Source organism: Rhizobium gallicum bv. gallicum R602sp, from assembly GCF_000816845.1.
Lineage (GTDB): Bacteria > Pseudomonadota > Alphaproteobacteria > Rhizobiales > Rhizobiaceae > Rhizobium > Rhizobium gallicum.
Window position 1 is genome coordinate 946,088 of sequence record NZ_CP006880.1, and the last position, 25,505, is coordinate 971,592.

General features: G+C 59.8%; 20 protein-coding genes and 2 pseudogenes. 7 read left to right on the forward strand and 15 right to left on the reverse strand.

The window, feature by feature from the left end:
- The first annotated feature begins 7 nt into the window (after positions 1–7).
- The 3 genes from RGR602_RS27650 (at position 8) to RGR602_RS27660 (ending at position 4,458) form a co-directional block, all read left to right on the forward strand.
- Positions 8–499, forward strand: coding sequence for a cupin (locus RGR602_RS27650; protein ID WP_040115222.1), 492 nt, complete (start codon positions 8–10; stop codon positions 497–499).
- A gap of 191 nt (positions 500–690) precedes the next feature.
- Complete coding sequence (locus RGR602_RS27655; protein ID WP_040115223.1) at positions 691–1,650, forward strand: S1C family serine protease; 960 nt, start codon at positions 691–693, stop codon at positions 1,648–1,650.
- A 666-nt stretch (positions 1,651–2,316) separates the two neighbouring features.
- Complete coding sequence (locus RGR602_RS27660; protein WP_040115224.1) at positions 2,317–4,458, forward strand: TonB-dependent receptor; 2,142 nt, start codon at positions 2,317–2,319, stop codon at positions 4,456–4,458.
- 263 nt (positions 4,459–4,721) lie between these two features.
- Here the strand turns inward: RGR602_RS27660 and RGR602_RS27665 are convergent, their stop codons facing one another.
- The 9 genes and pseudogenes from RGR602_RS27665 to RGR602_RS27705 form a co-directional block, all read right to left on the reverse strand.
- Positions 4,722–5,885, reverse strand: coding sequence for an ABC transporter substrate-binding protein (locus tag RGR602_RS27665; protein ID WP_040115225.1), 1,164 nt, complete (start codon positions 5,883–5,885; stop codon positions 4,722–4,724).
- Positions 5,882–7,111: an MFS transporter gene (locus RGR602_RS27670; protein WP_040115226.1), complete on the reverse strand. Its 1,230-nt coding sequence runs from the start codon at positions 7,109–7,111 to the stop codon at positions 5,882–5,884. The genes RGR602_RS27665 and RGR602_RS27670 overlap by 4 nt, the downstream gene beginning before the upstream one ends.
- Positions 7,108–8,994: an IucA/IucC family protein gene (locus RGR602_RS27675; RefSeq protein ID WP_040115227.1), complete on the reverse strand. Its 1,887-nt coding sequence runs from the start codon at positions 8,992–8,994 to the stop codon at positions 7,108–7,110. The genes RGR602_RS27670 and RGR602_RS27675 overlap by 4 nt, the downstream gene beginning before the upstream one ends.
- Entirely contained in the window at positions 8,994–10,133 is a 1,140-nt protein-coding gene (locus RGR602_RS27680; RefSeq protein ID WP_040115228.1) for an NAD/NADP octopine/nopaline dehydrogenase family protein, read from the reverse strand. Before RGR602_RS27680 ends, RGR602_RS27675 begins: the two co-directional genes overlap by 1 nt.
- Entirely contained in the window at positions 10,130–11,140 is a 1,011-nt protein-coding gene (locus tag RGR602_RS27685) for a cysteine synthase family protein (protein WP_040115230.1), read from the reverse strand. The genes RGR602_RS27680 and RGR602_RS27685 overlap by 4 nt, the downstream gene beginning before the upstream one ends.
- A complete protein-coding gene (locus tag RGR602_RS27690; protein WP_040116526.1) occupies positions 11,141–12,514 on the reverse strand; it encodes a Y4yA family PLP-dependent enzyme in 1,374 nt (457 codons plus the stop codon).
- The gene (locus tag RGR602_RS27695) at positions 12,511–12,942 is read right to left on the reverse strand and encodes a ParB N-terminal domain-containing protein (protein WP_040116527.1); all 432 of its coding nucleotides are present in this window, start codon (positions 12,940–12,942) and stop codon (positions 12,511–12,513) included. Before RGR602_RS27695 ends, RGR602_RS27690 begins: the two co-directional genes overlap by 4 nt.
- Before the next feature lie 288 nt (positions 12,943–13,230).
- Positions 13,231–14,163 (reverse strand): annotated as a pseudogene (locus RGR602_RS36520) (hypothetical protein); the annotation flags it as partial.
- 327 nt (positions 14,164–14,490) lie between these two features.
- Complete coding sequence (locus tag RGR602_RS27705; RefSeq protein WP_040115231.1) at positions 14,491–15,846, reverse strand: DUF882 domain-containing protein; 1,356 nt, start codon at positions 15,844–15,846, stop codon at positions 14,491–14,493.
- 608 nt (positions 15,847–16,454) lie between these two features.
- Between RGR602_RS27705 and RGR602_RS27715 the strand changes: the two genes are divergently transcribed.
- The 4 genes and pseudogenes from RGR602_RS27715 to ligD form a co-directional block, all read left to right on the forward strand.
- Positions 16,455–16,721 carry a hypothetical protein gene (locus RGR602_RS27715; protein WP_040115234.1) on the forward strand — a complete coding sequence of 89 codons (267 nt, stop codon included), beginning with the start codon at positions 16,455–16,457 and terminating at the stop codon, positions 16,719–16,721.
- Between the two features lie 15 nt (positions 16,722–16,736).
- Positions 16,737–16,967, forward strand: a complete 231-nt coding sequence (locus RGR602_RS27720) for a DUF2188 domain-containing protein (RefSeq protein WP_040115236.1) — start codon at positions 16,737–16,739, stop codon at positions 16,965–16,967.
- A 20-nt stretch (positions 16,968–16,987) separates the two neighbouring features.
- The gene (ku, locus tag RGR602_RS27725) at positions 16,988–17,833 is read left to right on the forward strand and encodes a non-homologous end joining protein Ku (RefSeq protein ID WP_040115238.1); all 846 of its coding nucleotides are present in this window, start codon (positions 16,988–16,990) and stop codon (positions 17,831–17,833) included.
- 136 nt (positions 17,834–17,969) lie between these two features.
- Positions 17,970–18,976, forward strand: a pseudogene (gene ligD / locus RGR602_RS27730) (non-homologous end-joining DNA ligase); the annotation flags it as partial.
- A 58-nt stretch (positions 18,977–19,034) separates the two neighbouring features.
- Here the strand turns inward: ligD and fdhA are convergent.
- The 6 genes from fdhA to RGR602_RS27760 form a co-directional block, all read right to left on the reverse strand.
- Positions 19,035–20,225 carry a formaldehyde dehydrogenase, glutathione-independent gene (gene fdhA / locus RGR602_RS27735; protein WP_022716611.1) on the reverse strand — a complete coding sequence of 397 codons (1,191 nt, stop codon included), beginning with the start codon at positions 20,223–20,225 and terminating at the stop codon, positions 19,035–19,037.
- Between the two features lie 136 nt (positions 20,226–20,361).
- Entirely contained in the window at positions 20,362–21,177 is an 816-nt protein-coding gene (gene ku / locus RGR602_RS27740) for a non-homologous end joining protein Ku (RefSeq protein WP_040115240.1), read from the reverse strand.
- A gap of 10 nt (positions 21,178–21,187) precedes the next feature.
- The gene (locus tag RGR602_RS27745; protein ID WP_040115242.1) at positions 21,188–21,919 is read right to left on the reverse strand and encodes a glutathione S-transferase; all 732 of its coding nucleotides are present in this window, start codon (positions 21,917–21,919) and stop codon (positions 21,188–21,190) included.
- Between the two features lie 8 nt (positions 21,920–21,927).
- The gene (locus RGR602_RS27750; RefSeq protein ID WP_040115244.1) at positions 21,928–22,218 is read right to left on the reverse strand and encodes a DUF3175 domain-containing protein; all 291 of its coding nucleotides are present in this window, start codon (positions 22,216–22,218) and stop codon (positions 21,928–21,930) included.
- A gap of 51 nt (positions 22,219–22,269) precedes the next feature.
- The gene (locus tag RGR602_RS27755) at positions 22,270–22,584 is read right to left on the reverse strand and encodes a hypothetical protein (RefSeq protein WP_040115245.1); all 315 of its coding nucleotides are present in this window, start codon (positions 22,582–22,584) and stop codon (positions 22,270–22,272) included.
- 102 nt (positions 22,585–22,686) lie between these two features.
- Positions 22,687–25,410 carry a hybrid sensor histidine kinase/response regulator gene (locus RGR602_RS27760; RefSeq protein WP_040115246.1) on the reverse strand — a complete coding sequence of 908 codons (2,724 nt, stop codon included), beginning with the start codon at positions 25,408–25,410 and terminating at the stop codon, positions 22,687–22,689.
- Positions 25,411–25,505: the final 95 nt, after the last annotated feature.

A 25,505-nucleotide genomic window follows, 5' to 3' on the forward strand; every position in this document is an offset into this window, starting at 1 on the left:
CGCACATATGAAACCCGAAGCAATCCGGCTTGAACCCGGCAATGTCATTCCGAACAATCCGGCATTTCCCTTGCTGCTTTATCGCGGCGTGCTGAATGGTGACGACCGGGCAGCCGGCTTTGAAGCGTTGTTTGGACGAAACGGCTGGGGCAATATGTGGCGAAATGGCGTCTATCCGTTCCATCATTATCATTCGAAAACCCATGAGGCGCTGGGCTTTGCAATCGGTTCGGCGACGTTGATGCTCGGGGGGCCGACGGGCCTCAAGGTCGAGGTCCATGCCGGCGATGCGGCGGTATTGCCTGCTGGAACCGGCCATTGCCGGATTTCGGCAAGCAGTGATTTCCTGGTGGTCGGTGCCTATCCGGCTGGAGCCGATTATGACCTCTGCCGTGACGAGCCAACGCCGGAACAAATGAAACGGATTCAAAACCTCGCCGCGCCAATCACCGATCCCGTTACCGGCGGAAGCGGCGGGCTTATTGCGCTGTGGCGCTGAAATGCCGGTGGCCGCTCGCCGGGATTGAATTGGAGGCGGAAGGGCGGAATGTGTGGGGCTGGGCAGTGGCTTGATTAACATGGCCGCGAGCATCATTTGATTGCGATTAACCTATAGCTGACAGCTTCTTGCTCTTTTGTAGACGCTGCCGGTCATCAACGTGACGCATCCTGCGTCCGAGGAGTTTCTCAATGGGCATCATTGATCGCGACATCCAGCCGTCTTCGGACACCGGATTGCTGGATGCCTATTCTTTAGCAGTGTCTTCGTCGGTCGATCGTGTCGGCCCTGCGGTCGGTCGGATCGAAAGAGCCGGTGGGCGTGCCGCTCATGGATCGGGCTTTGCAATCTCGCCGGATGGCCTTGTCGTCACCAACAATCATGTCGTGGATGACGCCAAGAATATCCGGATCACCACGCCGGAAGGAGCGGTCGTCGAGGGCAGGGTGCTAGGACGCGATGCTGATACCGACCTCGCTTTGATCCGCGCGAACGACTGGACGGGTGCTTGGGCGAAACTGGGGGACTCAAAAAGCCTTAAGCGCGGCCATATCGCCATAGCAATCGGTAATCCTCTGGGCTTTGAATGGACGGTCACGGCAGGAATAGTATCCGCATTGGGTCGGTCGATGCGGGCGGCCAGTGGTCGTTTGATGGAGGACATCATCCAGACCGATGCCGCACTCAACCCAGGCAATTCCGGCGGTCCACTGGTGTCGTCTGCGGGTGAGGTGATCGGCGTTAACACCGCGATCATCCAAGGCGCGCAAAGCATCGCGTTCGCGGTCGCGTCCAATACGGCAAAGCATGTGGTCTCCGAGCTTCTACGCTTCGGTCATGTTCGCAGAGCCTATGTCGGCATTGCTGCGGACACCGTCGAGCTCCATCGAAGGATAGCTTTGGAAGCGGGCATCGTGCAAAAGACGGCCGTCCGACTTCGCCGCGTCGAGCCGGGCGGCCCAGCCGAGAAGGCGGGGCTGCAGGAGGGCGATTATCTCCTGTCAATCGACCGCCATCCGGTTTCGGGCGTCGACGACGTCGTGAGATTGATGGACGGAGAAAGGATCGACACGGACAGCGATTTCCTGATCTTCTCGGTGGCAGGCCGGATAGAAAATCGTACGGTCAGGCCGCATCGCAGGCATTCATAGCGCCACAAAGCCGTGAGTCATGTCATTGAGACAGCCCGGACATCAGTTCCGGCTCACGCCCTATTGCAGTTGGGGAAAGCCGGCGGTGAAGCGGCGCCAGCCTGTCACTGGTATCAATTCTCGACGATAATGCCGCCCGAATAGCCAGCAATGAAGGGACGGAAGGGGTAGCGCTGCCAAGGGAGCCCTAGTTCCGGCACGACGCAGTACACTAGAGGGAAGGCATAAGCAGCAGTCAGCGTAACCGAGCGGCTCCTCCATTACCGTCAATCGAACGCGCGGGATAAAGATGAGCGGGAAGCACCGCAAGGGTCGTCACAAACTGGCGGTTTGCCTCGATCCGCACCTGCTTCCAGACGGCGAGATAGTCAAGCATGTTACCGCAACGGCCATCAGAACGAGGCTCTTTGCCGGATCATGGTGGCGCCAAAAGGTCGCGAGGTGAAAGACTCGGTAGATCGTGAAGGTCTGACGCGGACCGAAGTCAAAGACCAGCGGCAGTGAAAAGCGCTTGTGCCGCGCCAATCTTTGGAGCGAAATTGCCTGATCCTTCGAATATGTTGACAATCATAGTCATGTTATCTAACACCCCTCAAACCAACGGCATCTTGCACCTGTCGAGGCAGGCGGAGTGTTTGATTGGTCCGCGCATGAGAGGGGCTGTGTATGGAACTGCGTGTAGGACTGCTGACTGTTTTGCTGGCGACGGTAAGTCGCGCCGCACTGGCGCAAGATGCCACGGCGCTGGAGCGCATCGAGATCAAGGCGGGGTCTTCGACATCGACGATGGGCACCGCTCCGGACGGATATCCGGGCGGACAGGTGGCGCGCGGCGGTCGCATTGGATTGGTCGGCAACCGAGACTTCATCGATACGCCGTTCAACATTACCAGCTACACAGCGCAGACGATCGAAAATCAGGGCGCTCAGACGGTAGCCGATGTCGTGGCCAATGATCCATCGGTGAGAAGCACCCATGCGTCCGGCGGTATGCTCGATTCCTTCTATGTCAGGGGATTCCCGCTCAACGAGGGGAACTTCGGCGAAGTCGCCTTCGACGGCGTATTCGGTGTCGCTCCGACCTACCGCCTGTTCACGGACTATGCAGAGCGCGTGGAGGTTCTTAAGGGGCCGACGGCGCTTCTTTACGGCATATCGCCGAACAGCAGTGTCGGCGGCACCATCAACATTGTGCCGAAGCGCGCTTCAGACGTCGACTTGACGCGGGTGACGACCGATTATGCTTCGGATCTTTACGGCGGCAGCCATCTGGACCTGAGCCGCCGTTTCGGCGAGGAACGCCAGTTTGGTGCGCGCTTCAACGGCAGTTTTCATGGTGGCGATACGCCGATCGACAATCAGTCGCGCGACATTGCGGTGGGCGCTCTCGCTCTCGACTACGAGGGCGAAGATCTAAGGGCGACGCTCGACTTCATTGGCCAGCGCGAAGACTTCGACGCTCCGCTGCGCCCGTTCTTTCCGATGGCCGGCATAGAAATTCCAGACGCGCCAGATGGCCGGTCAAATGTTCAGGAACCTTGGGAGTGGTCGAAGAGCAAGGACCTGTCCTGGCTGGGGCGCATCGAATATGATCTCAGTGACACCGTGACAGTGTTCGGTGCCGTTGGCGGCGGCAATTCGCGCGTCGAGCGTCTTTTCGGCACGCCAACCATTCTGAACTCCGCCGGCGACGTCAGCATTACGCCGCAGAATTTCATTTTCGATGTCGACCGGCTCACGGCCGAGACAGGCATAAGGGCTGCGTTCGAGACGGAGGCCGTGCAACATGCCGTCACGTTCCAGGTCAGCGGTCTCCAGCAGACGCTCAACCGGGGCTCGAACTCGGGAACCGCGCAACTCACCAACCTCTTTGATCCGCTTCCCCGCCCCGAACAGGAGGTGCCGCAACCGAGCCACGTGCCGAAAGTGTCCGAGAACACGTTCTACGGTTTTGCTCTCTCCGACACGATGTCAATGCTGGACGAGCGTGTGCAGTTGACGCTGGGTGGGCGCTGGCAAAATGTCGATACCGAAAACTTTAGTCCGGTGACAGGCGACGTCACCAGCTCTTCCGATGAGGCCGCAGTGACCCCACTTGCTGGTATTGTCGTCAAGCCGTGGGAGAACGTCGCCCTCTACGCCAACTATGTCGAAGGCCTGAGCGTCGGCGACACCGCTCCCACGACAGCCATCAACGCCGGCGAGACGCTCGCTCCCTATCGGTCCAAACAATACGAAATCGGCACGAAAGTCGACCTCGGACGGGTGGCGGTAACCGTCAGCGCGTTCCAGATCGAAAAGCCCTTCGGTCAGCTTGAGACGCGCGGCGGTGACCTCGTCTTCATCGAAGGCGGCGAGCAGCGCAACCGCGGCGTGGAGCTCAGCATCTTCGGCGAAGTAACGCCTGAGGTCCGGGTGCTTGGCGGTGTGACCTTCATTCATGGCGAGTTGACGAAAACGAACAGCGCAACAACCCAAGGCAATACCCCTATTGGCGTGCCGTCGGTGCAGGTCAATGTGGGAGCGGAATGGGATACGCCCTTCATGCCCGGCCTGACGCTTGCCGGCAATGTCATCCACACGGACGAGCAGTTCGTCAACGCGGCGAATACACAGACGATCCCCTCATGGACGCGCCTTGACCTCGGCGCCAGATATCACACCGAAATCAACGAAAAGCCTGTTACCTTCCGCGCCGAAGTCGAGAATGTCTTCGACCTCGATTATTGGTCCGGCGTTGCGAGCTTCGGCACGATCTCGCAGGGAGCACCGCTGACGGTGAAGGTTTCGATGACGACGGATTTTTAACGGCGCGGTGAGTGCCGCCGCCGACGGACGAACCATCTTAGTGATACGCACCGAAGCGCTGGCCAAATGCCGGCGCTTCGGCCGTTTGGAGCTCGACTGACCGGACCCAAACACGTAAGAGCTTATTGCCGATCAGCCACTTGCGGCTATGGGGAAGCAATCTTCGCTTCAGCTTGCGTTGTGGACAATGAAGAGACAAGGAGAGGCTCTCCTAATATCAAGAGCCTCGCCCGCGGAAAGCCGTTTGCGCGGCTGGTTCCTGTCTAATTCGCCCTGTCAGAAAGGCTGACGGCATAGCCCGGCCGATAGGGGATAGGCAGGAAGCGGCGGTGGTATTCCGCAAATGTCACGTCCGGGTCAAGATCGGCGAACAGGTCCGGATGGAACCATTTCGCCAGTTGCTGGACCGCAAAGAACTCATAGGGGCTGTTGTAGAACTGGTGCCAGATACCGTGGAAATTTTGCGTTTTCTGCGCGGTGATGCCGGTATAGGCGCTACGGGTGGTGAACCATTCGAGCTTCTTGCGGGTCACCTCGGGATCGGCGCCCGGGCCGAGCGGGATCCACTTGCCACCTGGGACATAGGCTTCCCAGTCGGCGCTGGTAACCACCACCTGCTCAGGATCGGCGGCGATTACCTGCTCGGGGTTGAGCTGCCCGAAGGTGGAGGGAAGCAAGTCGCTGCCGATATTGTGGCCGCCAGCAAGCTCGACATATTTGCCGAAGTTTTCCGCCCCAAATGACAGGCAGCAATCATCGGCATACCCGCCGATCCGTTCGACGAACACGCTCGGGCGTTGCGGCTTTGCACGGGCGAGCACATCGCTCACGCGGGACATGGCCTGATGCCGGAAAGCGATAATCTCTTCCGCGCGCGTATCGCGCGCCATGATCTTGCCAAGGAGGCGAATGGTCGGTTCGGTGTTCTTCAGCGGGGCGTGACGGAAGTCGATATAGAGGACGGGAATCTTCAGCTCCGCCAGCCTCTCGATATAGTTGACGTCCTGATTGGCCCTCATCGCTTCGAGATTAAGCAGCACCACATCGGGCTTCTGGACGATCGTCGATTCGATGTCGATCAGCCCATTCTCCTTTCCTGCGAAGGCCGGAAGCTTCGCCAGTTGGGGAAAGGCGTCGAGATACTGGGCGTAGGTGGCGGGATCGGCCTCGACCAGATCATTGCGCCATCCGACGACGCGGGCCAACGGGTCTTCCTTGTCGAGCGAGGCGATGAGATAAAGCTGCCGCCCCTCTCCAAGGAGAATCCGCTTGACCGGCGCGTTCACTGTCACCTCACGGCCGGCGATGTCGGTGACAGTGATCGGGGCTTGCGTTGCCTGTTCGCCGGCGAATATGATCGCCGGGCTTAGTGCAATCAACACAAAAGCCGCGATCACGGCACGCAAGGGCGAACGATCTTTCCTCACGATAATTCTCCTTTGTCGAATGGCGGGCGCGATTTGAGCCATAGGCAGAGCGCCACTAAAAAAGATAGGCCATAAAGGCTCGCAACGAGCGGGAATGCGATTTCGAGACCGTATCGTTGCGTGGCAACAACGCCGGCGACGATCCCGACGACCGAAGCAATCTGCTGGCAGCTCTGTGCGAGCCCCAGGACCGATCCCTGCCGGTCGCTTTGCGTGGCTGCCGAAACGAGGGACAGCAGCACCGGCGTCGTTCCTCCAAGCAGCGCGCCCCAAGCGAAATAGAGCGTAGCGAATAGGCCGATGGCACGGGTCGAGCCGGCAAGACTGGTGACCGCGAGGCAGCCGGCTGTGATCAACACGCTCCATCCGAGTACAAAGGACGGCGGGCGATCCTCGAAGAGCCGTGCCCACAAGGGCGCGGTGACCACGAAACCGAGCGCCATGAGCCCGTAGCTTAAGCCGGTGACCCAATGATGAGCGCTGTAGACCTCCGACATGAAGAGCGAAAACGGCACCTGCAGGACCATCCTGCTTGTCAGCAGTATCCCCATCAGTGCCAGGAGTCCGGGCACGGATAAGCCGGCCGATGGCGCAAGACCCGCCGTGCTCCGCTTTGCCGGGCCCTTGAAGCCCGCCCCTCCTGGCGGTACCGGCAAGCTACCCCAGGCAACAATGGCGCAGAGCGCACAGATCACGCCCGCGGTGAGATTGACGGCTGCGAACGGCAAGGCATCAAGGATAAGGCCACCCAGGAAGGCGCCACCAAGAGAGCCGACATTGGTTGCCACCTGGAGCCAGGCAAAGAGACGCGCGCGATCGCGCCCGCCTGTGATCTGCACGCTATAGGCCTGGGCCGGGGCGATATAGCCGGCGCACGCCCCCTGCAGGAAGCGCAGAGCCAGAATGGTCCACACATCGTTCGCGAAGGCGACAAGTAGTTGCGTGACCGCCAGGCCCGCCAAGGCGCGGACCATCATCAGCCGATTGCCGTAGCGGTCGCCCATGCGCCCCCAAAAGGCGCTCGTCAGCGATACGCCGAGCATCGGACATACATAGACGCCGATTCCGGCGAGACTGAAGATGCTTCCGGAAGTGCTCAATGCCTTGATCTGGATCGGCCAGAAGGGGCCGCTCATTTCCATGGCGCCCATGGAAATGAATTGCAGGCCGAACAGCAGCGCGAAGACAGGTCCGAAGCCGCGCAGGACGGCGACTGCACTGGTCATCGCGCCCCCGCCAGCGGGTTGGGCAATTGGTGTTCGAGCCGATAATCGCGATAGCGTTCCAGATGCATCCGCAGGACCGAACGGGTCGGCCAAGACTGTTCAAGAAAAGCGTCGCGCTCCGCGAGCCAGAACGCATCAGACAGCATCCGGGGCCGCAGCGTCTGAAACGCCTCTTCTGTCTCCTCCCGCAGGATGCGCCATAGAAGGTCGCCGGAAAGCTTGTAGTGCTCGGTAAGGCAAAGGGCGATCTCATGAAGGTGGCAGACAAAGCAGGCATCGAGGACGAAGGAGCGGACGGGACTGATGTCGTCGTCAAATGTCGTCGGCAGAATCCCCTTGCGGCTGAACGGCTTCAGCGCGTAACCGCGCTCCTTGAAGAGCGGCGCGAAACTGCGCCCGTCGCCGAAGTCGCGGATCAGCAGTTTCCGCGGCTGGCCGTGATCGTCGAAGAGAATCGTGCTGTTTTGCTGATGCGCCTCGAAAGCAATTCCGTAGAGAAGATACATGGCGAGCGCCGGGCGGACGACGGTGCGCGCATAGCAGCGGAAGAATGCGGCAACCGCCGCCTCGCTCTCGCTGCCATTTCTGGCGATGAGCTCGCAGATGAGAGGGTGGCCGTCCAGCGGGCTTGCCGTTAGCAGCGCCGCGACGGTTACGGGCAGCATGCCGTCGCCGCGGGCCAGGGCACCGGTGTGGCGATACACCACCGAGAGGAAACGGCCAGGATGCTCGTCGCCCGTGTCCGGATGATGCAGAATGGCGCCCAGCTCTTCGGTGAAAATCTCCAGCTCATTTTTGAGATCATCCTCCTTCGCGAGAATGTCGGAAATCAGCGCGCTGAGGCGGGGGCCCATATGGATGGATTTGGCCTGCAGCGTGCGCTGCTCGCTCGTCATCCAGATGGCTACCGGCAGCTTGATGAAAGGTCTCGGCGCCTCTGTCTCCGGCAGCATCGTGCGAAACGACATGGATGGCAGCGTGACGATCTCCGGGCCTTGCGGGTCGAAAACACCCGCCGCGATCTCGGGCGCGAACTCGCGATCAACAAAATTCTTCAGGTGCCATGCGTGGACAGGGAAAGGAATCCAGTCTTCGGGTAGTTTCCCGCGTTCTCTCAGGCCGTCGGTCCAGTCTTGCCAGAGGTCGGGAAAGTTCTTCGAAAACCATCCCGAATAGCTTTCCACATGCGGCATCTTCTCCACATAGGTCCAGTCGGTGCGCAACGCAGCGATGCGAAGCCGCACACGGGCGCCGAACTCCGGTGATAATGCAATAACCTCTTCGGGCGGCAGGCCGGGCTTTGCCTTCCAGGTCGGATAGAAGGGGTGGCCCTCAAGCGCACCCCATTGGTCGAGGGTCATGGCCGCCAAGTGCGGCGGCATGTTTCCTTCGAGATAGGCAAGGAAACCTGATGCTCCGGCCTTAGCGATTTTCTGGCGCAGCTCGGCGCTCCAGCGTTCCCGATGGCGCCGTGCGAGAACGTCGTTGCGCATGCTATCGTCCACATCGCGGAGCAGGTGCTCTAGTCCGTCGGGCGCAGGAGTAAGGGCGAGAGACGGCGCAACCTCCCTCATCAGGGCGGCGGGACCATCGATCCTGTATCGGATGCCTGTTCCGTCCAGTACTTCGACTTGCCCGCGATTTTGCAATGTTCCGGCCGGTGCAAGGTACAGGTCGGTAAAGTGCAGCACACGCCGCGAAACCCAAAGGGGAAACCAAGCCTGCCTGCCGTCATGAGCCCACAACAATGCATTCGGATCCAACAGACGTTCCGCAAACAGGCAGCGGACCAGGCGGCTGATCGCATTGCACGCCGCCTTCTCCAGAAGCTCTGTCTCACCTGTCGCAATTTGATCTGTTGCGGAAGAAATGTTCTCGTCCATTAAGCTGCCTCCGGCCAGTCGGATGGTACATAGTCGAGCGCTCCGTCGGCCAATCCACCATGGTATTCGCGCGCCCATTGATAGGTTTTGGCAATGGCGGGAACCGCCACATTGAGCCGTTCCGCCATTGTGACGAGCAAGGCCTGTCCGAATGCGATATCCTCATGGAAGGCGCGGCTTTCGCGATCGACGATCAGTCCCGGACCATATGGGTTGGCAACGAGGGGAGCACGGATGCCCGCGTAGGCGCGATTTGTGCGCAGAAGCGTGTAGAGAGTCCGATCGTCCGCGATCTGGTTCCCATAGGCCTCCAAGAGTTCCTGCTGAAGCGGCTTTACGGAACTCAAATCAATGCCGAGACGCGCCTCACTCGCCCGCCGGATCGCCTGATTCTCCGCGTCGCAAGCTTCCAGGAGCTCGGCGCCTGCTTGGGGGCAATCGCTCCACCAGCACAGGGGTTCGTTGAATGGCCTGTTCTCGAAGGGTGCACCAGGGCCGATGAGGGTGTAAAGGATTGCGGGATGCATCAATGCGTTGCCTGGCGTCAAAGTGATCTCAAGGTAGTCTTGCAAGAGGGTGACGGGCGCTTCGTAGAGGCGATTCAACATTGCCGTGAGTCTTGAGCCGCTGGCAGCGCTTTCGCGACGATGAAGAGCGACAAAGAGTTCTGCTTTGGCCCCACCCATTCGCACCTTCTGCCCCGCGACCAGGTCGAAGGCGATGTGGGGCACGTCCTTCATGCCCCAGATCACTACATTCTCGCATTCTGAAAACGCTTTTGCCGCGAGCCAATCGAAACCACAGAAGCCGGGAATTGCTCCGACATAGACGCTCTTTTCCCGAGGCAAATGCGGCGCGATTCGGTGCAAGAGTGCCGGTCTCGCCTGGGCTGGCTGCGTTATGACGACCATATCGGCATTCTCAAGCGTCTTGGCAGGGTCGGTTCCGACATGGTCGGGTCTGGCCCTCACGATGCGATCGTCCCGGGTCTGTGCTTGCCAGATATCGTCGCCACTTGCCCATCGCCCGGCGACCGTGCTGGAGGTGGTCAGGACAGAAACCTCAATGCCTGGAACCTGCTTGAACAGAACCGCATTCAAGTGGCCCGTACGGCCAGCGCCACAAATGGTCACCTTCATGCTGCGCGCGCCCGTCCGGAGAGCCAGCCATCCAGCTGGATGGCGATTGCCGGGTCGAGAAGGCGGCGCTTCGCCATCCATTCGTCGTCGAAAATCGAACCCAGATATTTCTCTCCGCCATCCGCCACCGTCGTCACGACCGTGCCTGTCAGCTGGCCGGCGGCGATCAGCTCCAGCGCCTTGTAGATGGCGCCGCCCGTTGAACCGCCCACCAGCAGTCCTTTGCTGCGTGCGATGTAGCGCGCAGTCTCGAAGGCTTGGGTGTCTGTGACCTGGACGCCCTCGTCAATGCAGCCATAGTCCAGCACCTTACCGACCTCGTCACCTGCCGGCGTTCCCGTTCCGGATTGATAGTAGGGATGCCCAGGCTTGCCGAAGACAATCGATCCGGCCGGCTCGACCGCGATCGTGCGCACGGCCGGGTTGTGGCGCTTGAGGCGCTGGGAGATCCCAGTCATAGAGCCGCCTGTCCCGACGCAACCGACAAAGGCATCAATGCCGTCCGGAAGTTGGGTCAGCAACTCGTCGACGAGACCGGCATAGCCTTCCGGATTTGCCGGATTGTCGGATTGGTTCATGAACAACGCGCCTGGAAGCTGGGCTCCTAGCTGTGCGGCCAGCCTTTGTCGCTCGACGACGGCGACTTCGTCCTCGCGAAAATCGCCTTCGACGCAGCGGATCTCGGCGCCGAGCGCCCGCATCATGCGGACCTTGTCGGGTGCCGCATGATGGTCCACCACTGCGATAAAGCGCAGCCCGAACTCCAGTGCAGCGAGCGCAAGGCCGGTGCCAGTATTGCCGGAGGATGATTCGACGATGGTGCCTCCCGGCGCGAGGCGCCCATCGTCGAGAGCGGCGACAACCATGCTGCGTGCCATGCGGTCCTTCATCGAGCCGCCGGGATTGTTCTTCTCTATCTTCAGTACCAAGATGGCTTCGCGGTTCGGCACGTCAATCGACATTACCGGAGTCTGGCCGATCAATTGCGTTACGGTCGTGTGCAGCATTTAAACCTCTTCGATTGCGTCGGGAATGAGGATGGGATGCCCTTTAGCGTCCCCGACGACGCATAGGCGGACGGGCATCGGGTGGCGGTGGAATTCGTTTTCGAGAAGATCCATCTGGTAAGCGCCAGTATTGGCGAAGACCAAGAGGTCTCCGGCTTGCGGGGTGACGGGGAAGGTCAGCCACCTGTTGCTGAGAACGTCCTCGTCGAGACAACTATGTCCGGCAAGATAGGCCCGGATTGGGGAAGACACGGAGAGCGGTCTGGCGGCTGGCACGAGAATCGGATCGAGCAGAAACTCGGAGGCAAACCAGGTTTCGCAGGCGCTGAAGCTGCTGCCTTCAACGAAGATGACATACGTTCCCGCATCGAGGGACTTCACGCGGGTTACCCGAACGACCGTAATGGCCGCCTGGTCCGCCAAGGCGCGGCCCGGCTCCATTGCCAGAGCGAGCTGCTCCTGCCTAAAATAGGTCGCGACGCTGCGGCCTTCGCCCATCTCAGCCTGCAAGAGGCGGCGCAGCCAGTCCGGCGCTGCGAGCGCGCTGCCGTAGGGATAGAACGAGCCCGGTATTTTTCCGGTACGATAATCCTCCGGCGTCTGAGCTGCGATATGCGCCTGATATTTCAACTGATCGACGTATTGAACCGGCAAACCCCCACCGATGTCGATCATGCGCGGAGAAAGTCTCATGGCTCGGGCTTCGGCAATGAGTTCAGCGGCCTCGTTCAGGGCTGCCAAGCGGGTCTCCCAGCCATATCCGCTGAGATGGAAATGCAGCCCGTCGAAGCGCAATCTGCTTTCCCGTGCAATACGGGCAAGGCAAGGAATGATGGTCTCCGCCGGCATGCCGAAACGGCTCTTGCTCTGATCCCGCGGCCGAAGCCGCAGGAGAACCGGGTGCGGACTGGCATGTGCCGGCAAGCGAACGACGAGTTCTTCCAGCTCCTCGGGCGAGTCCACCGATATCAGCGCATTGCAATCAATGAGCTCTTGATGGAATGCGCCCGTCTTCGCCGGCCCGGTCGCCACGAGCCTGGCACCATTGGCCCCAAGACGCCTTGCGTCGCGAAGTTCATAAAGACTGGAGACGTCGAGCCCAGCGCCTGAGCTGAGCGCCGCCTGCATGAGGCCGGGCGACTTGTTGACTTTCACTCCATAATAGATCGCATGCTCGACGCCGCCCTCCGTCAGCGCGGTTTTTAACGCCGCCATGTTGTCCTGTAACGCGTCCGGCCAGACCAAATTGAGCGGTGAGCCGAAACGGGCAACCCAGTCCAGAAGAAGTGGATCGTGCCGGGTGAGAAGGTCCGCAGTCGCCGATCGTAAAATCGGCGGCAGGTCAGAGCCGACCTTGTGGCAATGCAAGCTCATGACAGCGCCCTGGAAGCGCATCGAGGCGCCATTTCTGACGAAGCGGGCTTGCACAAAAGCTCAAGGGGGACATCACATGTCGGAACGCTCTTGGCAAAGATGTGCCGTGTTGTTTTGTAGGGAAACTTGCGGCCGCTGCGCGCCATTTCGAAGATTTCCGCAGGGGTGATCTCCTCACCCGGGCGCCAACTCTCCAACCGCACTGAATTGTAGTCGAGAAGGACCACCGGTATCTTGGCGAGCTGGAGGCGATGTGCAACCGTCAGTCGGTGATGGCCGTCCATGACGAACAGGGCATCTTTTTCTGCCGTTATTGGTGCGGTCCATGCACCTACTTTCAGGATTTGGGCTTGTAATGCATCGACTCTGTCGAAATTCACCTCTTCGGTCGGGATCAATCGTGCTGGGGAGAGAAGGCAATATTCCATGCGGTCCGGCCTCATGCTTCATCGCATTTATATCTTGAGTCTGTGACTCAAGATTATGGCCGCTATAACCAGCCGTGATTGCGGCGTCAACAGCGCCTTCAATGACCGATTGCCACAAGAGTTAGAGAATGCCTGCTAGCGTTACCGCTTTCCTAAAGGCCGCGGACCCATCTCGTCCAAAACGAGACGAGCCTCGGAGGTGGCGACGAAATAGGCCGTTCGCCGTTGCGCAATACTTTCGGGGGTATGACAAGCGAGACTACGGCTGAAATCAGTCCTTTTCGTAAGGTCAGCCAGTGCTGCATCCGGCCGGCTTACGGGATAGTCGATGTTGGAGATCTTCTCTGCCAGCTTTTTAGGGCCGCTCTGCTTGAGAAGCGCTCGAAAGCTTGGGTGCATGCCGCCGTCGACATAGGCTGTCAAATGAGAAGGGCCGTCCTTTTCTAGCAGCGCGGCAAGCTTGGCATCTTCCGTCTTTATCCTGGCGGCGACTGCAGGATCGGGGGTGTCGATGCGCGCAGGGCACGCGGCCAGCGGATCGTCTGGATCGCCTCCCTGAAACTCGGCGTTAGCGACGTATTTTCCCCACATGCGGAAATCCTGGGTTCTGTCCTCGTCGCCTCGAAGGCGTCATATCCCGACTTCAATGTCTTCCAGAATGCGAAATTGGGGTCGCTCCTGTGTTCGGCCATGTTTTTCGCGGTCATACGGAAGGGGAGCGCCTGAACCTGGACTGACGTTTGGCCGCCGCCCAGCGAGGCACTGACGATGGCATAGATCTCGCCGACGCCCTGGTCAGTCATCGCATAGCAGCCGGGGGAGGAGCACGCACCATGTACCATGAGCGCCGTGCCGCCATATCCAAGGGCGGATTCGAGCCTGTTGGGATAGCCCAGGTTGAAGGAAAGGTAGTACTGTAACCTAGGGTTCAGCATGCTCTTGCTGACCGAATAGAAGCCTTCGGGAGCTTGGCGGTCGCCGTCGGTCTTCTTCGGTCCGAGCTTGCCCGACCACCGACATATGGGAAGGATTCAGCAGGCGATAACGCCCCGTGGCGTCCTGCTTCCACACCTCGAGCTCGCTCTCCTCCTTGAAGGTCCGAACGAGCACCGGGCTTTGAGGCGACATTTTCTTCTTGCGCATCTCCGCCATTGTCTTGGTCGAGATCCGAGGAGCAGCGTCGCCGAGATCGTCCAGCGCCGTCTGCACGCAGCCGCTGATCGATCGCGATCAGGATCATCACGGCAGCCAGCACGACGCCTCGCAGGCGTGGCAGGCGGTCAAGAGGACTGGGACAGGTTTGGTATCATACATGTCTTGTCTTCCGGGGCGGCATCGCGCGGTGCATCGAGGTGGCTCTTTGCCGGGAAGTCAGAGACAGCGGCAGTCACTTCTTATCCCAGTCTTTTCCGGAATTCGACGGGGAAGGTGGAAGAAGGATATGGATATCGGCCTTCCTGCAGTTTCAGAGGGCGGGCCGATCTCCGAAGCAAGGGGCCGACGGGGAAGACCTTCGGAGGATCAAAGCCGCCGCGATGACGAATGGGCTTAGCCCTCGGGGGGTGAGGCAAACCGGTCGGCGTCGAACCGGCCGGTGGCGGCGACCGGAATGATGTTCGTACCGGATGCGGCATCCGGATCATGATGAACCGTGCGGCGGGAAACGCGAGGCGCTCTCATTCCAATCACCGCGCCCGGGGGATGCAACGCCCAATTCATCAGCGCCGCGTCTGAAATCGATCCGAATAGATCTGCCTCCTCCCAGGAGGCGGTCAATGGCAGGGAGGCGATCATGTTCGCGTCCTCTTGTGAGGCGCGATGAGCGGCGGCGAACGGTTTGAAGCCGCTATAGGTCGGCAATGCAGGTGTCCGTTTATCCGGAAGCACGCCGATTGGGCCAATCGAAGCAATCTCCCGCTTGGCGTCGGCCCCCAAGTCGGCTGGCCGCACTGCCGGTATCGGGATCGGGAACGATGAAAGATCCAGGGAGGACCGTTCGTCGTCACGATCGACCGCGTCGGTCTGCAAGGCCAGCGCATTCAATGCGCGGCTTCGCGGCGTGGGCAGGAGCGCCGTCACGAGGCTATTGTCTATCGTATCGCGGCCCGAGGTTCCTGCGTCATCGTCTTCTCCAGGGGTGCTGGCGATCTGGGCCGAGGCGGCGCCGGCGCGCTTCCTATAGTTCGCAACCGCCTGGATATATCCCGGCAGCGGCCGGCCATCGGCTGGCAGATGCATCGTCTGCCCGTTCGGAAATATTCGAGCAAGTTCTTGCCGAGACATGCGGGGCCAAGCCCGGACGTTGCCGACGTCGAGATGCACGAACGGCGATCCCGATGTCGGATAATATCCGACACCACCGGCCTGCATCTGCATTGCAAGTGCACGCAGCGTCGAGAGCTTCACACCTGGAACGTAGAAGTCCATCGCCTTGCCAAGCATGTGCTGGCTCTTCTTGGCGACGCCCGTACTGCGCGAACGGTTGCGGAGCATGTTATTGGTGGCCGGAGAACGGTAGGCGGAGACGATGTGGATGTAGTCCTTCGCGCCGCTGCGCTTGTACACTTCCCAGACCAGGTCAAGGAGCCGGGGATCCATCCGGGTCGGCTCGTTCCTTCGCCAGTCGCGCAGAAACCGGTTTATCTGGGACAGGCCCTTTGGATCGAACCTTCCGTCGCGCTTGTAGGTAATCGTCGCCCTCTCGCCCGTATGAGTAAAGAACAGCTTCAGCGTACGATCTTCCGCGGTGGCAAAAGATGCAGAACCGATAAGCGCGGAGAGCGCGAGCAGAGCTCGCAGGATGGCATGCGTGACGAGCCGTCCTGCACGCGAAAGGAGTGCGGCGACCGCGCCGTCCGATGCTCCACCCCAGAGCCCTTTCACTGGATATTTCGACACGAACAATCCCGTCTCACACAAAAACACTCGTCGACGTGCGGAAGGTCCGCATCCGTCGCGCTCAGTAGAACCACTTTATGGTCAACAAATTCCTAACAGACGGATGCTTAGGCTCGTTGAACCGGAGCTGCGGGGCCATCCGAGGACGGCCAGTTTTTCCAACGCGAATAACGGCTCCATTTTCTGGCTTGGGCTTGCCAGATCGTGCAGCCCCTCGAATTGAACTCATTGGGGGGCTGTGTTCACGAAGAACGTCGACTGTTGCCACGAGCGCCTCACGACTTCGAGATCCTGGACTGCGGCGCCTCGGCTTCAGTGCCGCTCAGGAAGCGGTTGCGTGTCGGCAGGCGCCGAAGGATGGCAGGGACTCGGATCTGAAGGCGAGCCAGACCGCATCCCGCCTCCATTCGTTTCCGAGCATGCTGCATCTTGTGACTTTTTGCCGGAAAACTCGATTCCATCATGGACTTTGTTCAGGGCACCTGCCCCTCCAAGGACAGGTCATTCGTAGCCAAGCATCGCCCAGTCGCGCTTTGGTGCTGAAATATCGGAACTTTTCGGGCTGTAATCAGTTGAAAAGCTTTGATCAGGAGAAATCTTGAAGGGCCACCTGCATGCCGAACATCCGGAACATGGCGCCGAAGAGCGAGTTCGATCCCCGCGACCGGCTGATCGTGGCACTCTATGCTCAGCTGAGGGCAGAGCGGGAAACGCGGGAAACATTGGAATGGGCAATTCGCAACGGCGCGCTTTCAGACGAAGTGCTCGAAGCGATCGCCGCGGACCCCGTGCGGCCCGTTACCAGCGACGATATCGCATCCGTCGAAAAAATTATCGCCTTGGATGAGCGCCGCAAAGCAGCGCCACGCGATGACGACTGAAGAGAGGACAGGATCATGGTCGACATTACCTATCAGATTGTGCCGCATGACGAAGGCTGGGCATACAAGCTCGGTGGCACGCTTTCCGAAACCTATGCGACCGTCGAAGAAGCGATCAATCACGCCAAACGCGCAGCGTCCCGCCAGAAGATCGGCGACGGCGACGCTACGCTGGCTTTTCCGGCTCCGGGCGGCGGCTGGCGATTCGTGCCGCTTGAAACGGACAAGAGCGGAAGCAGGCTCTGATCGATACGCAGGAGACGGGGATGGCAGCGCGGGCAAGCTGGAAAGGTCATCTGAAGATCAGCGACCTTGTCTGCGCCGTCGGGCTTTATACGGCAATTTCCGCATCGGACCGGCTCTCCTTCAATATCATCAACCGGAAGACCGGCCATCGCGTCGAGCGTCAGTTCGTGGACAGCGAGACCGGCAGGCCTGTGGAGCGCGAGGATCAGGTCAAGGGTTACCGGATGGACAATGGCGAATACATTGTCATCGAAGGCGACGAGATTGCCAATGTCATGCCCGAGAGCGACAAGGTCATGGACGTCCAGAGCTTCATTTCTCTCGATGAAATCGACAAGCTCTATTTCGACCGTCCTTACTATCTTGCACCTGTCGATGAGAATGACGAAGAGGCGCTGCGCCTGATTGCGAGGAGCATGCGTGAAAACAAGGTGGCAGCGCTTGCCGAGGCCGTACTCTTCCGGCGCAACCGGACCCTGCTGATCCGCCCGCGTGAGGATTTCGTCATCGCGACGATGTTGAACTTCGACTACGAGGTTCGTTCTGCCGATCCGATCTTCAAGGACATTCCGGACATCAAATTCGACAAGGAGATGCTTGAGCTTGCCGGTCATATCATCGCTACGAAGAAGGGCGTGTTCGAGCCGAGCGAATACGAGGATCGCTACGAGGCGGCGCTGACGGAATTGGTGAAGGCCAAGGTCGAGGGAAGGGCACTGCCGAAGAGGAAGCCGAAGCCGGAGGGCAAGGTTGTCGATCTGATGGAGGCGCTGCGCCAGAGTGCCAAGTTGAGTGAAAAGAAAGCGCCTGCGAAAGGCACGGCGCAGCGCCCTGCCTCCGATAGCCGCGGCAAGAAAGCTGGCTGACCATGGCGCACGAGACCTGTCAGGCAAAACGCAACTTCAGGATCACCCCTGAACCGCGCGGCGCCAAAGGCCGCAGTCGGAGAAACAGTTTCGTCATTCAAAAGCACGATGCCACGCGGCCGCATTATGACTGGCGCTTGGCGCGGAGGTGGAGTTTCGCGCGTGGTCTGCCGATGGTAACCTGCCGCGCGCCGCTTTCCGCGGTTGCGCGAGGAACTGGCGAAGGACGTGGTGCGCGAGATGGAAAAGACGACCGCAAAAAGCCTGCCGAAATCGCAAGTGACGCTGACCCATCCGGATCGCGTTTACTGGCCGGACGAAGGCGTTACCAAGGAAGGACTTGCCAATTATTACGCGCAGGTCTGGCGCTTCATGGAGCCGTACGTGGTCAATCGTCCTTTGGCTCTGCTGCGTCTGCCAGACGGCATTGAAGGACATCAGCGTTTCTTTCAGAAACACGCCTGGAAGGGCATGAACGAGAATATCGAACAGATCACGGATCCGAAGGACAGGGGCGGAGAAAAGTTGCTGCGCATTGCCGATTTCGATGGTTTGGTGGCCCTCGTTCAATCGGCTGTGCTCGAAATTCATCCCTGGGGCGCGACGACGGACAGTTGGGAGAAACCGGACATGATAACCATGGACCTCGATCCGGGCGGCGAGGTTGCGTGGGATAATGTCATCGCTGCTGCCCGCGAGATCAAAGAGCGCCTGGAGGACGAAGGACTTGCCGGCTTCGTCAAGACCTCCGGCGGCAAGGGTCTGCATGTGGTCACGCCACTGAAGCCAAAAGCAGGTTGGGCGGAGGTGAAGGCCTTTGCGAAACGGCTGGCGGACTCCATGGCCGCAGAAAGCCCGGACCGCTACATCGCAAAGGCGACGAAAGCCGAACGCACCGGCAAGATCTTCATCGACTACCTGCGCAATGGCCGCGGCAATACCGCAGTCGCCGCCTATTCGACGCGTGCTCGGCCGGGAGCGGCCGTGTCGATGCCGCTGGAATGGACCGAACTCACCGCCGACATCGGCCCGGCCCATTTCACCATCGACAACACGCCGCCGCGGCTCGACGCGCTGCCGAACGACCCATGGGGCGGGTTCTTTGCGGCAGCAAAGCCGCTTGAGAAAAAGATGAAGCGTTAGCGCCTGGCCGTCAGCCTCTCCTGTTGAGGAGAGACTGACAACGCGTTGGTTCCATCAACTAGGCTGCCTTCGCAACCTCACCGTGCGGGTCGAGAACGAACTTGGTGGCGGCTCCCTGGTCGAAGCTCTCATAGCCTTGCGCAGCATCTTCCAGTGAGATCACCTTGGCATTGACGATGTCGGCAATCGGAAGGCGGTCGTGGAGGATCGCCTGCATCAGCTGGCGGTTGTATTTTAGGACAGGCGTCTGGCCGGTGTGGAAGGATTGGGCCTTTGCCCAGCCGAGGCCGAAACGGAGCGAGAGGTTGCCGTGCTTTGCGGCATTGTCGACGGCGCCTGGATCTTCGGTGACGTAGAGGCCCGGAATGCCGATCGAACCGGCCGCACGGGTAATCTCCATCATCTGGTTGAGCACGATTGCCGGCTGCTCGCCGCCCGAATGACCGCGGGCTTCGAAGCCGACGGCGTCGATGGCGCTGTCCACCTCATTGGTGCCGACGACCTGAGCGATCATGTCGCCGAGGCGGTCGCTCTTGGAAAGGTCGATCGGTTCAAAGCCAACCTTGGCGGCGTGGGCCAACCGATCCTTGTTGAAATCGCCGATCATGACAACGGCCGCGCCAAGGATGCGGGCAGAAGCGGCAGCGGCCATGCCGACGGGACCCGCGCCTGCGACATAGACCGTCGACCCGACGCCGACGCCGGCGCGCACTGCGCCATGGAAGCCCGTCGGAAGGATATCGGAAAGCATGGTGAGATCGCGGATCTTCGCCATTGCCTTGTCGCGATCGGGAAGTTTCAGCAGATTGAAATCGGCGTAGGGGATCATGACGTAGCGGGCTTGGCCGCCAATCCACCCGCCCATGTCGACATAGCCATAAGCCCCGCCAGCGCGCGAAGGGTTGACCGTCAGGCAGACGCCGGTGTCCTGGGCTTTGCAGCAGCGGCAGCGGCCGCAGGCAACGTTGAAGGGCACGGAAACGATATCGCCGACGCTTAGCATTTCGACATCGACGCCCTTTTCGATGATCTCACCGGTAATTTCGTGGCCGAGAACGAGACCGGGCATGGCTGTGGTGCGGCCGCGGACCATATGCTGGTCGGAGCCGCAGATATTGGTGGAGATTACCTTCAGGATGACGCCGTGTTCGATGCGGCGGCCATCGGGCGCTTCCAGTTTCGGATCGTCGATGTCGCGGACCTCGACCTTGCCGGGCCGCAAATAGACGACGCCTCGGTTCTTGCTCATTTTCATCTCCTCCGTTGAAAATGTGACCAACCGAACATGGCTCCTCTCCATGCCGGCTGCTTCGAACAGATTAGTGAAGAATGGCGGGCGCGCCGTTCCGTTTACGACGATTTGGGGCCGGAAATGGCCGCTGCCCTCAGTGAGATCTCGGCGATCTCGGTTTTTCGCCTTCGGCGGCCAAGCTCTTCTTCAGGGCGTCCATGATATTGATGACATTGCCGGTCGATTTGACAGCGGGCCGTTTCTTTGCGGGCGCAGCCTGCTTGAGGCTCTTCGTCTTGTTGCGGATCATTGTCTTCAGCCGCTTCTGAATCGGATCCTGCACCATAGAGACATTCCACTCTTTCGTCTCTTCCTTGATAAGGCGCTTCATCATGGTGAGCACCTGATTGTCGACTTTGGTATCGAAATCGAGGTGCGCGACCGGCTCTCGGACCTCGTTGCCGTAATGCAACGTCCAAAGAATGATGCCCTTGCCTTGAGGCTCGAGAAGCACCGCCCTTTCACGGCGATAGAGCACCAGCCTTGCGATGCCAACCACGTTGTTTGCCCTCATTGCTTCGCGAATGACGCAGAAGGCCTCTGTACCGACCTTGTCCTCCGGCGCCAGAAAATGCGGCTTGTCGTACCAGATCCAATCGATCGACCCGCGCGGCACGAAAGTATCGACGTCGATGGTACGGGTGCTTTCGAGCCCGACCTCCTCGATCTCGTCGTCTTCGAGAATGACGTAATCGTCCTCGCCCTTCGGATAACCCTTGACCTGTTCCTTTCCGGACACGGCCTTATGGGTGACGCTGTCGACATAGCGGCTTTCGACCCGGTTGCTGGTCTTGCGATTGAGAACATGGAAGCGGACCTTATTGCTCTCGGTCGTGGCCGGCGTCAGCGAGACTGACGCCGTGACGAGCGACAGCTTGAGATAACCTTTCCAGAAAGTCTGCCGCGCCATGGCCGTCTCCTTAAGCCGCCTTGTCGAGTTCCGGATAGTGCCGGAAAATGCCATCCTCGTTGAAAGCGATGCGCCGCTTCGATTTCAGGTAGGCGGCGATGTTCGGGCGCCTGGCCACTGCATCATGAAGGGCCGATAGCGCCGGGTATTTCGTCTGATGACCTGCCATGCCCTTGGGGAAGGCATAGTTCAGGCCCTCAATGATCTGAAAGAGCGAGAGGTCGACATAGGTCAGCGCATCGCCGAGGATATGTTGCGGGCCTTGAGGGTTCTGCTGCAGCACCCGTTCGAAATAACCGAGGAATTTCGGGATGCGCTCCTTGATAAATTCGGCCGAGCGCGCCTTTGCCTCGTCCTTCTGATCTTCATAGTAGAGCGAGGTGGCGATCGGATGGTGCGTGTCATGCACCTCGGCGACGAAATCGGTAATCGTCAGTTGCAAGCCGTTCAACACGTAGCGCAAGCCGTCCTCCTTAGGCGCCAGACCAAGCTTCGGCCCGAGATAAAGCAGGATATTGGCAACGTGCGGGATGATGAGGTCGCCATCTTTCAAAAAGGGAGGCGCAAACGGGATATGCGGTTCTGAGCCGCTCCGCATGATGCTCATCATTGCGCTGGTTCCCCGGCTGCTGCCGGATGCGCGTGCGACGTCCACATACTCGGTGCGCGCCTCCTCCAGCGACAGGCGGACGAATTCCCCCCGTCCCTGGATGCCGTCCCAGTAATATAGCTCGTATGCCATCCATTCCCTCAGCGCTTGGTTTCGCGGCCGAAATCGTTCCGCAGTTCTTCCTTTGCCTGTTCAAGTGTGTTCTTTTTCTTCTTCGTCAACTGGTCGCCGGCGCGGTAGATATAGAAGCTCAGCATCGACATGGCCGAGCGAAAGGGGCCAGATTTTCGGCGGCGGCTCGCCTCCGTGGAGTGTTTGATCGAAGCGGCGATCTTCCTAGGATCGTCGGATTTGAAAACGCCTTCCTTGAGGTCCATGGCGTCGCTGTGCTCGCTCACCGCTTGCGACCATCTCCTTTTCGCCTTGGTCATCGGAACCTGCTCGATCAGAACGGCGCACTTTGGAGGCGCGCCATTCCAATATCAGTGATGGGCTTGATTTTCGTGGCGCTTGCGCGTCGCGGCTGCCTTCTTGGCGGATGCCGAACGCTCGGTTGCGGAGCGGGATGCCGATGCCGCGCCGCCTTTGCGACCGCCTTTTTCAGAGGCTGCGTGCGTGTCTTTCTTTCCGCGACCCGAACCGGACTTGTTGCCGCCGCCGCTTTCCTTGTTGACGGTAGCCCAGGCCCGGCGTTCCGCCTCTTTCTCGGAAACGCCACGTCCCTCGTATCCTTCCTCGATGTGCTCTGCCTTGCGTTTCTGCTTGTCCGTATACGTGGACTTGTCACCTCTTGGCATATTTGCCTCCTCTTGTTTGGAAAGAGATTGAACCGCGAGGCCCTGCAAAAAGTTCCGGAGTCATGCCTGGATTTAGACGCAGGAGGAGCATGCTTGGTGCAGCTAAGCGATTGGCCTTTGCTGGGTCGCGGTCTTCACAGCCAGGTCGAGGGCTCTGCTGCTGAAGGGTTTCGACAGCAGGACCGAGCCGGAGAAACGGCTGGCGTCCGGAAGCTCGCTGTTTCCTGTGGCAAATACCAACCCAACGGATGGCAGTACTTCTCTTGCCTTGGCAGCGAAGGCGGGTCCTGACATGCCCGGCAAGCCGACATCGGCGACGATGATATCGATCTTTGTATGCACCAGGATCTCGACACCCTGTTCCCCGCTTTCGACATCGATCACCTCATAACCCAGGTCGTGAAGTATTTCTGCCGTGTCCATGCGGATGAATGCATCGTCCTCCACCAGCAACAGCTTGAGTTTGGCATGCGTGATCTCCGGGGGTGTGGTACCTGGGATGTCGGCCGGTCCGGCCGTAGCATGGAGGCGGTGGGCATTGTGAGCAAGCACCAGGCGGATCTTTCGCGCAAGCGCCTCCCGCGTATAGGGCTTGGAGAGAAGTTCAAGGCCGGGGTCGAGGCGGCCGCCATGGACGATCGAGTTTTCCGTGTAGCCGGAGGTATAGAGAACTGCGATGTTCGGCAGGCGTTGGCGCGCCATGCGCGCGAGCTCGGGGCTCTTCAACGCACCGGGCATGACGACGTCCGTAAAGAGCACATCGATATGCGCACCGCTTTCGATAACGGTGAGTGCGCTCTGCGCATCGCGGGCCTTCAAGACGTAATAGCCGAGATCGGTCAGCATCTCGACGACGGTGGCCCGCACGCCGTCGTCGTCCTCCGCGACGAGGATGGTTTCCGTGCCGCCGACCGATGGTGGTGCCTCGTTGCTGGCCACGCGGTCCTCGGTCTGGAACGAACGAGGCAGATAGAGCTTGATCGTCGTTCCTTCTCCAACCTCGCTGTAGATCTTCACATGTCCGCCGGATTGCTTGACGAAGCCGTAGACCATCGAAAGCCCGAGGCCAGTGCCCCTGCCTTCGGGTTTGGTGGTGAAGAAGGGCTCGAAGGCCTGCACCATGACCTCCGGCGGCATCCCGCACCCGCTATCGGTAACGGCGAGCACGACATACTGACCAGCAGTCACTTCCGGATGGATCCGGCAATAGGAATCGTCGAGAAATGCATTACCCACCTCGATTGTCAGCTTACCGGATCCTTCCATCGCGTCGCGCGAATTGATGGTGAGGTTAAGAACCGCATTCTCAATCTGGACCGGATCGGCAAAGGTGTTCCAGAGGCCCCCGGAAACCATGGTTTCGATTTCGACCTCCTCGCCCAGCGCGCGGCGAAGCATATCATCCATGCCGGTCACGAGACGACCCATATTGATGACCTTCGGCTCCAGCGCCTGACGACGGCCGAAGGCGAGCAAATGGTTTGCCAGCCGTGAGCCGCGCTCTACGGCGGCAAGTGCGTTTGAAATCCGCTCCTTGGCGCGACCATCGTTCGGGACGTCCTTTCCCAGGAGTTGGAGATTGCCGGAGATGACCTGCAGCAGATTGTTGAAATCATGGGCGACACCGCCCGTGAGCTTGCCAATCGACTCCATTTTCTGTGATTGCTGCAGGGCAGCCTCGGCCTGTTGGCGCTCGGCGATCTCATTGGCAACGCGCAGTTCCAGCGTTTCGTTGAGTCTACGCAGTTGGCTTTCAATGCTGCTGCGCCGGGCGATCTCCACGTCGGCAGCGTGCAGCAGCCGGGCATTGTCGATTGCGACGGCCGCCTGACCGGCAAGGCTGACAAGGCTCGCCTCCGCCGCACCGGTGAAGCGGCCGGGCTGCGCGTGGCCGAAAAAGAGGCCGCCGATGACTGCCCCGCTGCGGGATTTTACCGGCACTGCGAGATAACTTCGTACCGGCAGGTGGCCGTTTGGCATGCCGGCATAAGGAGCGTTCTGCCCGTAACGGGGGTCAAGTAGGATATCGTCGGAACGCACGACACCTTCGCCGGTGAAGGTCGGCGCGAAGACCTTCGTATTGCGCGGCATCGGAAATTTTTCGAAGTTCTTCCGCTCGACGCCCGAAAGCGCGTAGAGCATGTAGCTTCCGCCTTCTCCGTCATCGACGTTATAAAAGAAGGCGCCAAATTCCGCTCCCGTCAATGCCACGCCGGCATCAACGGCAATCTGTGTCAGACGATCGATATTGAGTTCGGCCGTGATTGCAGCACCGGCTGCATTGACGATCGAAAGTGCGTCGGACTTCGACCGCAGCTCTTCAAGCGCGTGACGCTCGCGCCGCTTGGCGATGACTTGCGCCGAAACTTCCATGGTCGCACAAAGCAGACCGCCAATTGCGCCTTTTTCGTCGCGAAGCGGCGTGTAGGAAAAGGTGAACCAGGTGTCCTCCGTGCGTCCGTCCCGCCGCATCGGAATGAGTAATTCCTCGAAAGTATGAGATTCGCCTTGGAGCGTGGCATGGACGATCGGTTCGAATTGCGGCCAGATATCGCTCCAGACTTCAGTGAAGGGTTTGCCCAGCGCGCCTGGATGACGATCCGGGAATATGGGCACGTAGGCGTCGTTGTAGATGAAGGCAAGGTCGGGCCCCCAGGCGACGAATTTCGGCTGGCGCGAATTCAATACAACTTCGACAATATACCTGAGACAAACAGGCCAGCCCTTCACAGGCCCAAGGCCTGAAACGCTGAAGTCGGCATTGCGTAGTATTTCGCCGATATTTCCGCCACCCTTCGGCCAAACGCCGTCTTCGCGTCGGGTCATTCAAACCGCCTTCATAATCGGGCCGCAACGAGGCGAATTCGCTCGGGAATTCAGGCCATCTGCCAAAGGCAAAATAGAGGCCTTTGGGCGTTCGG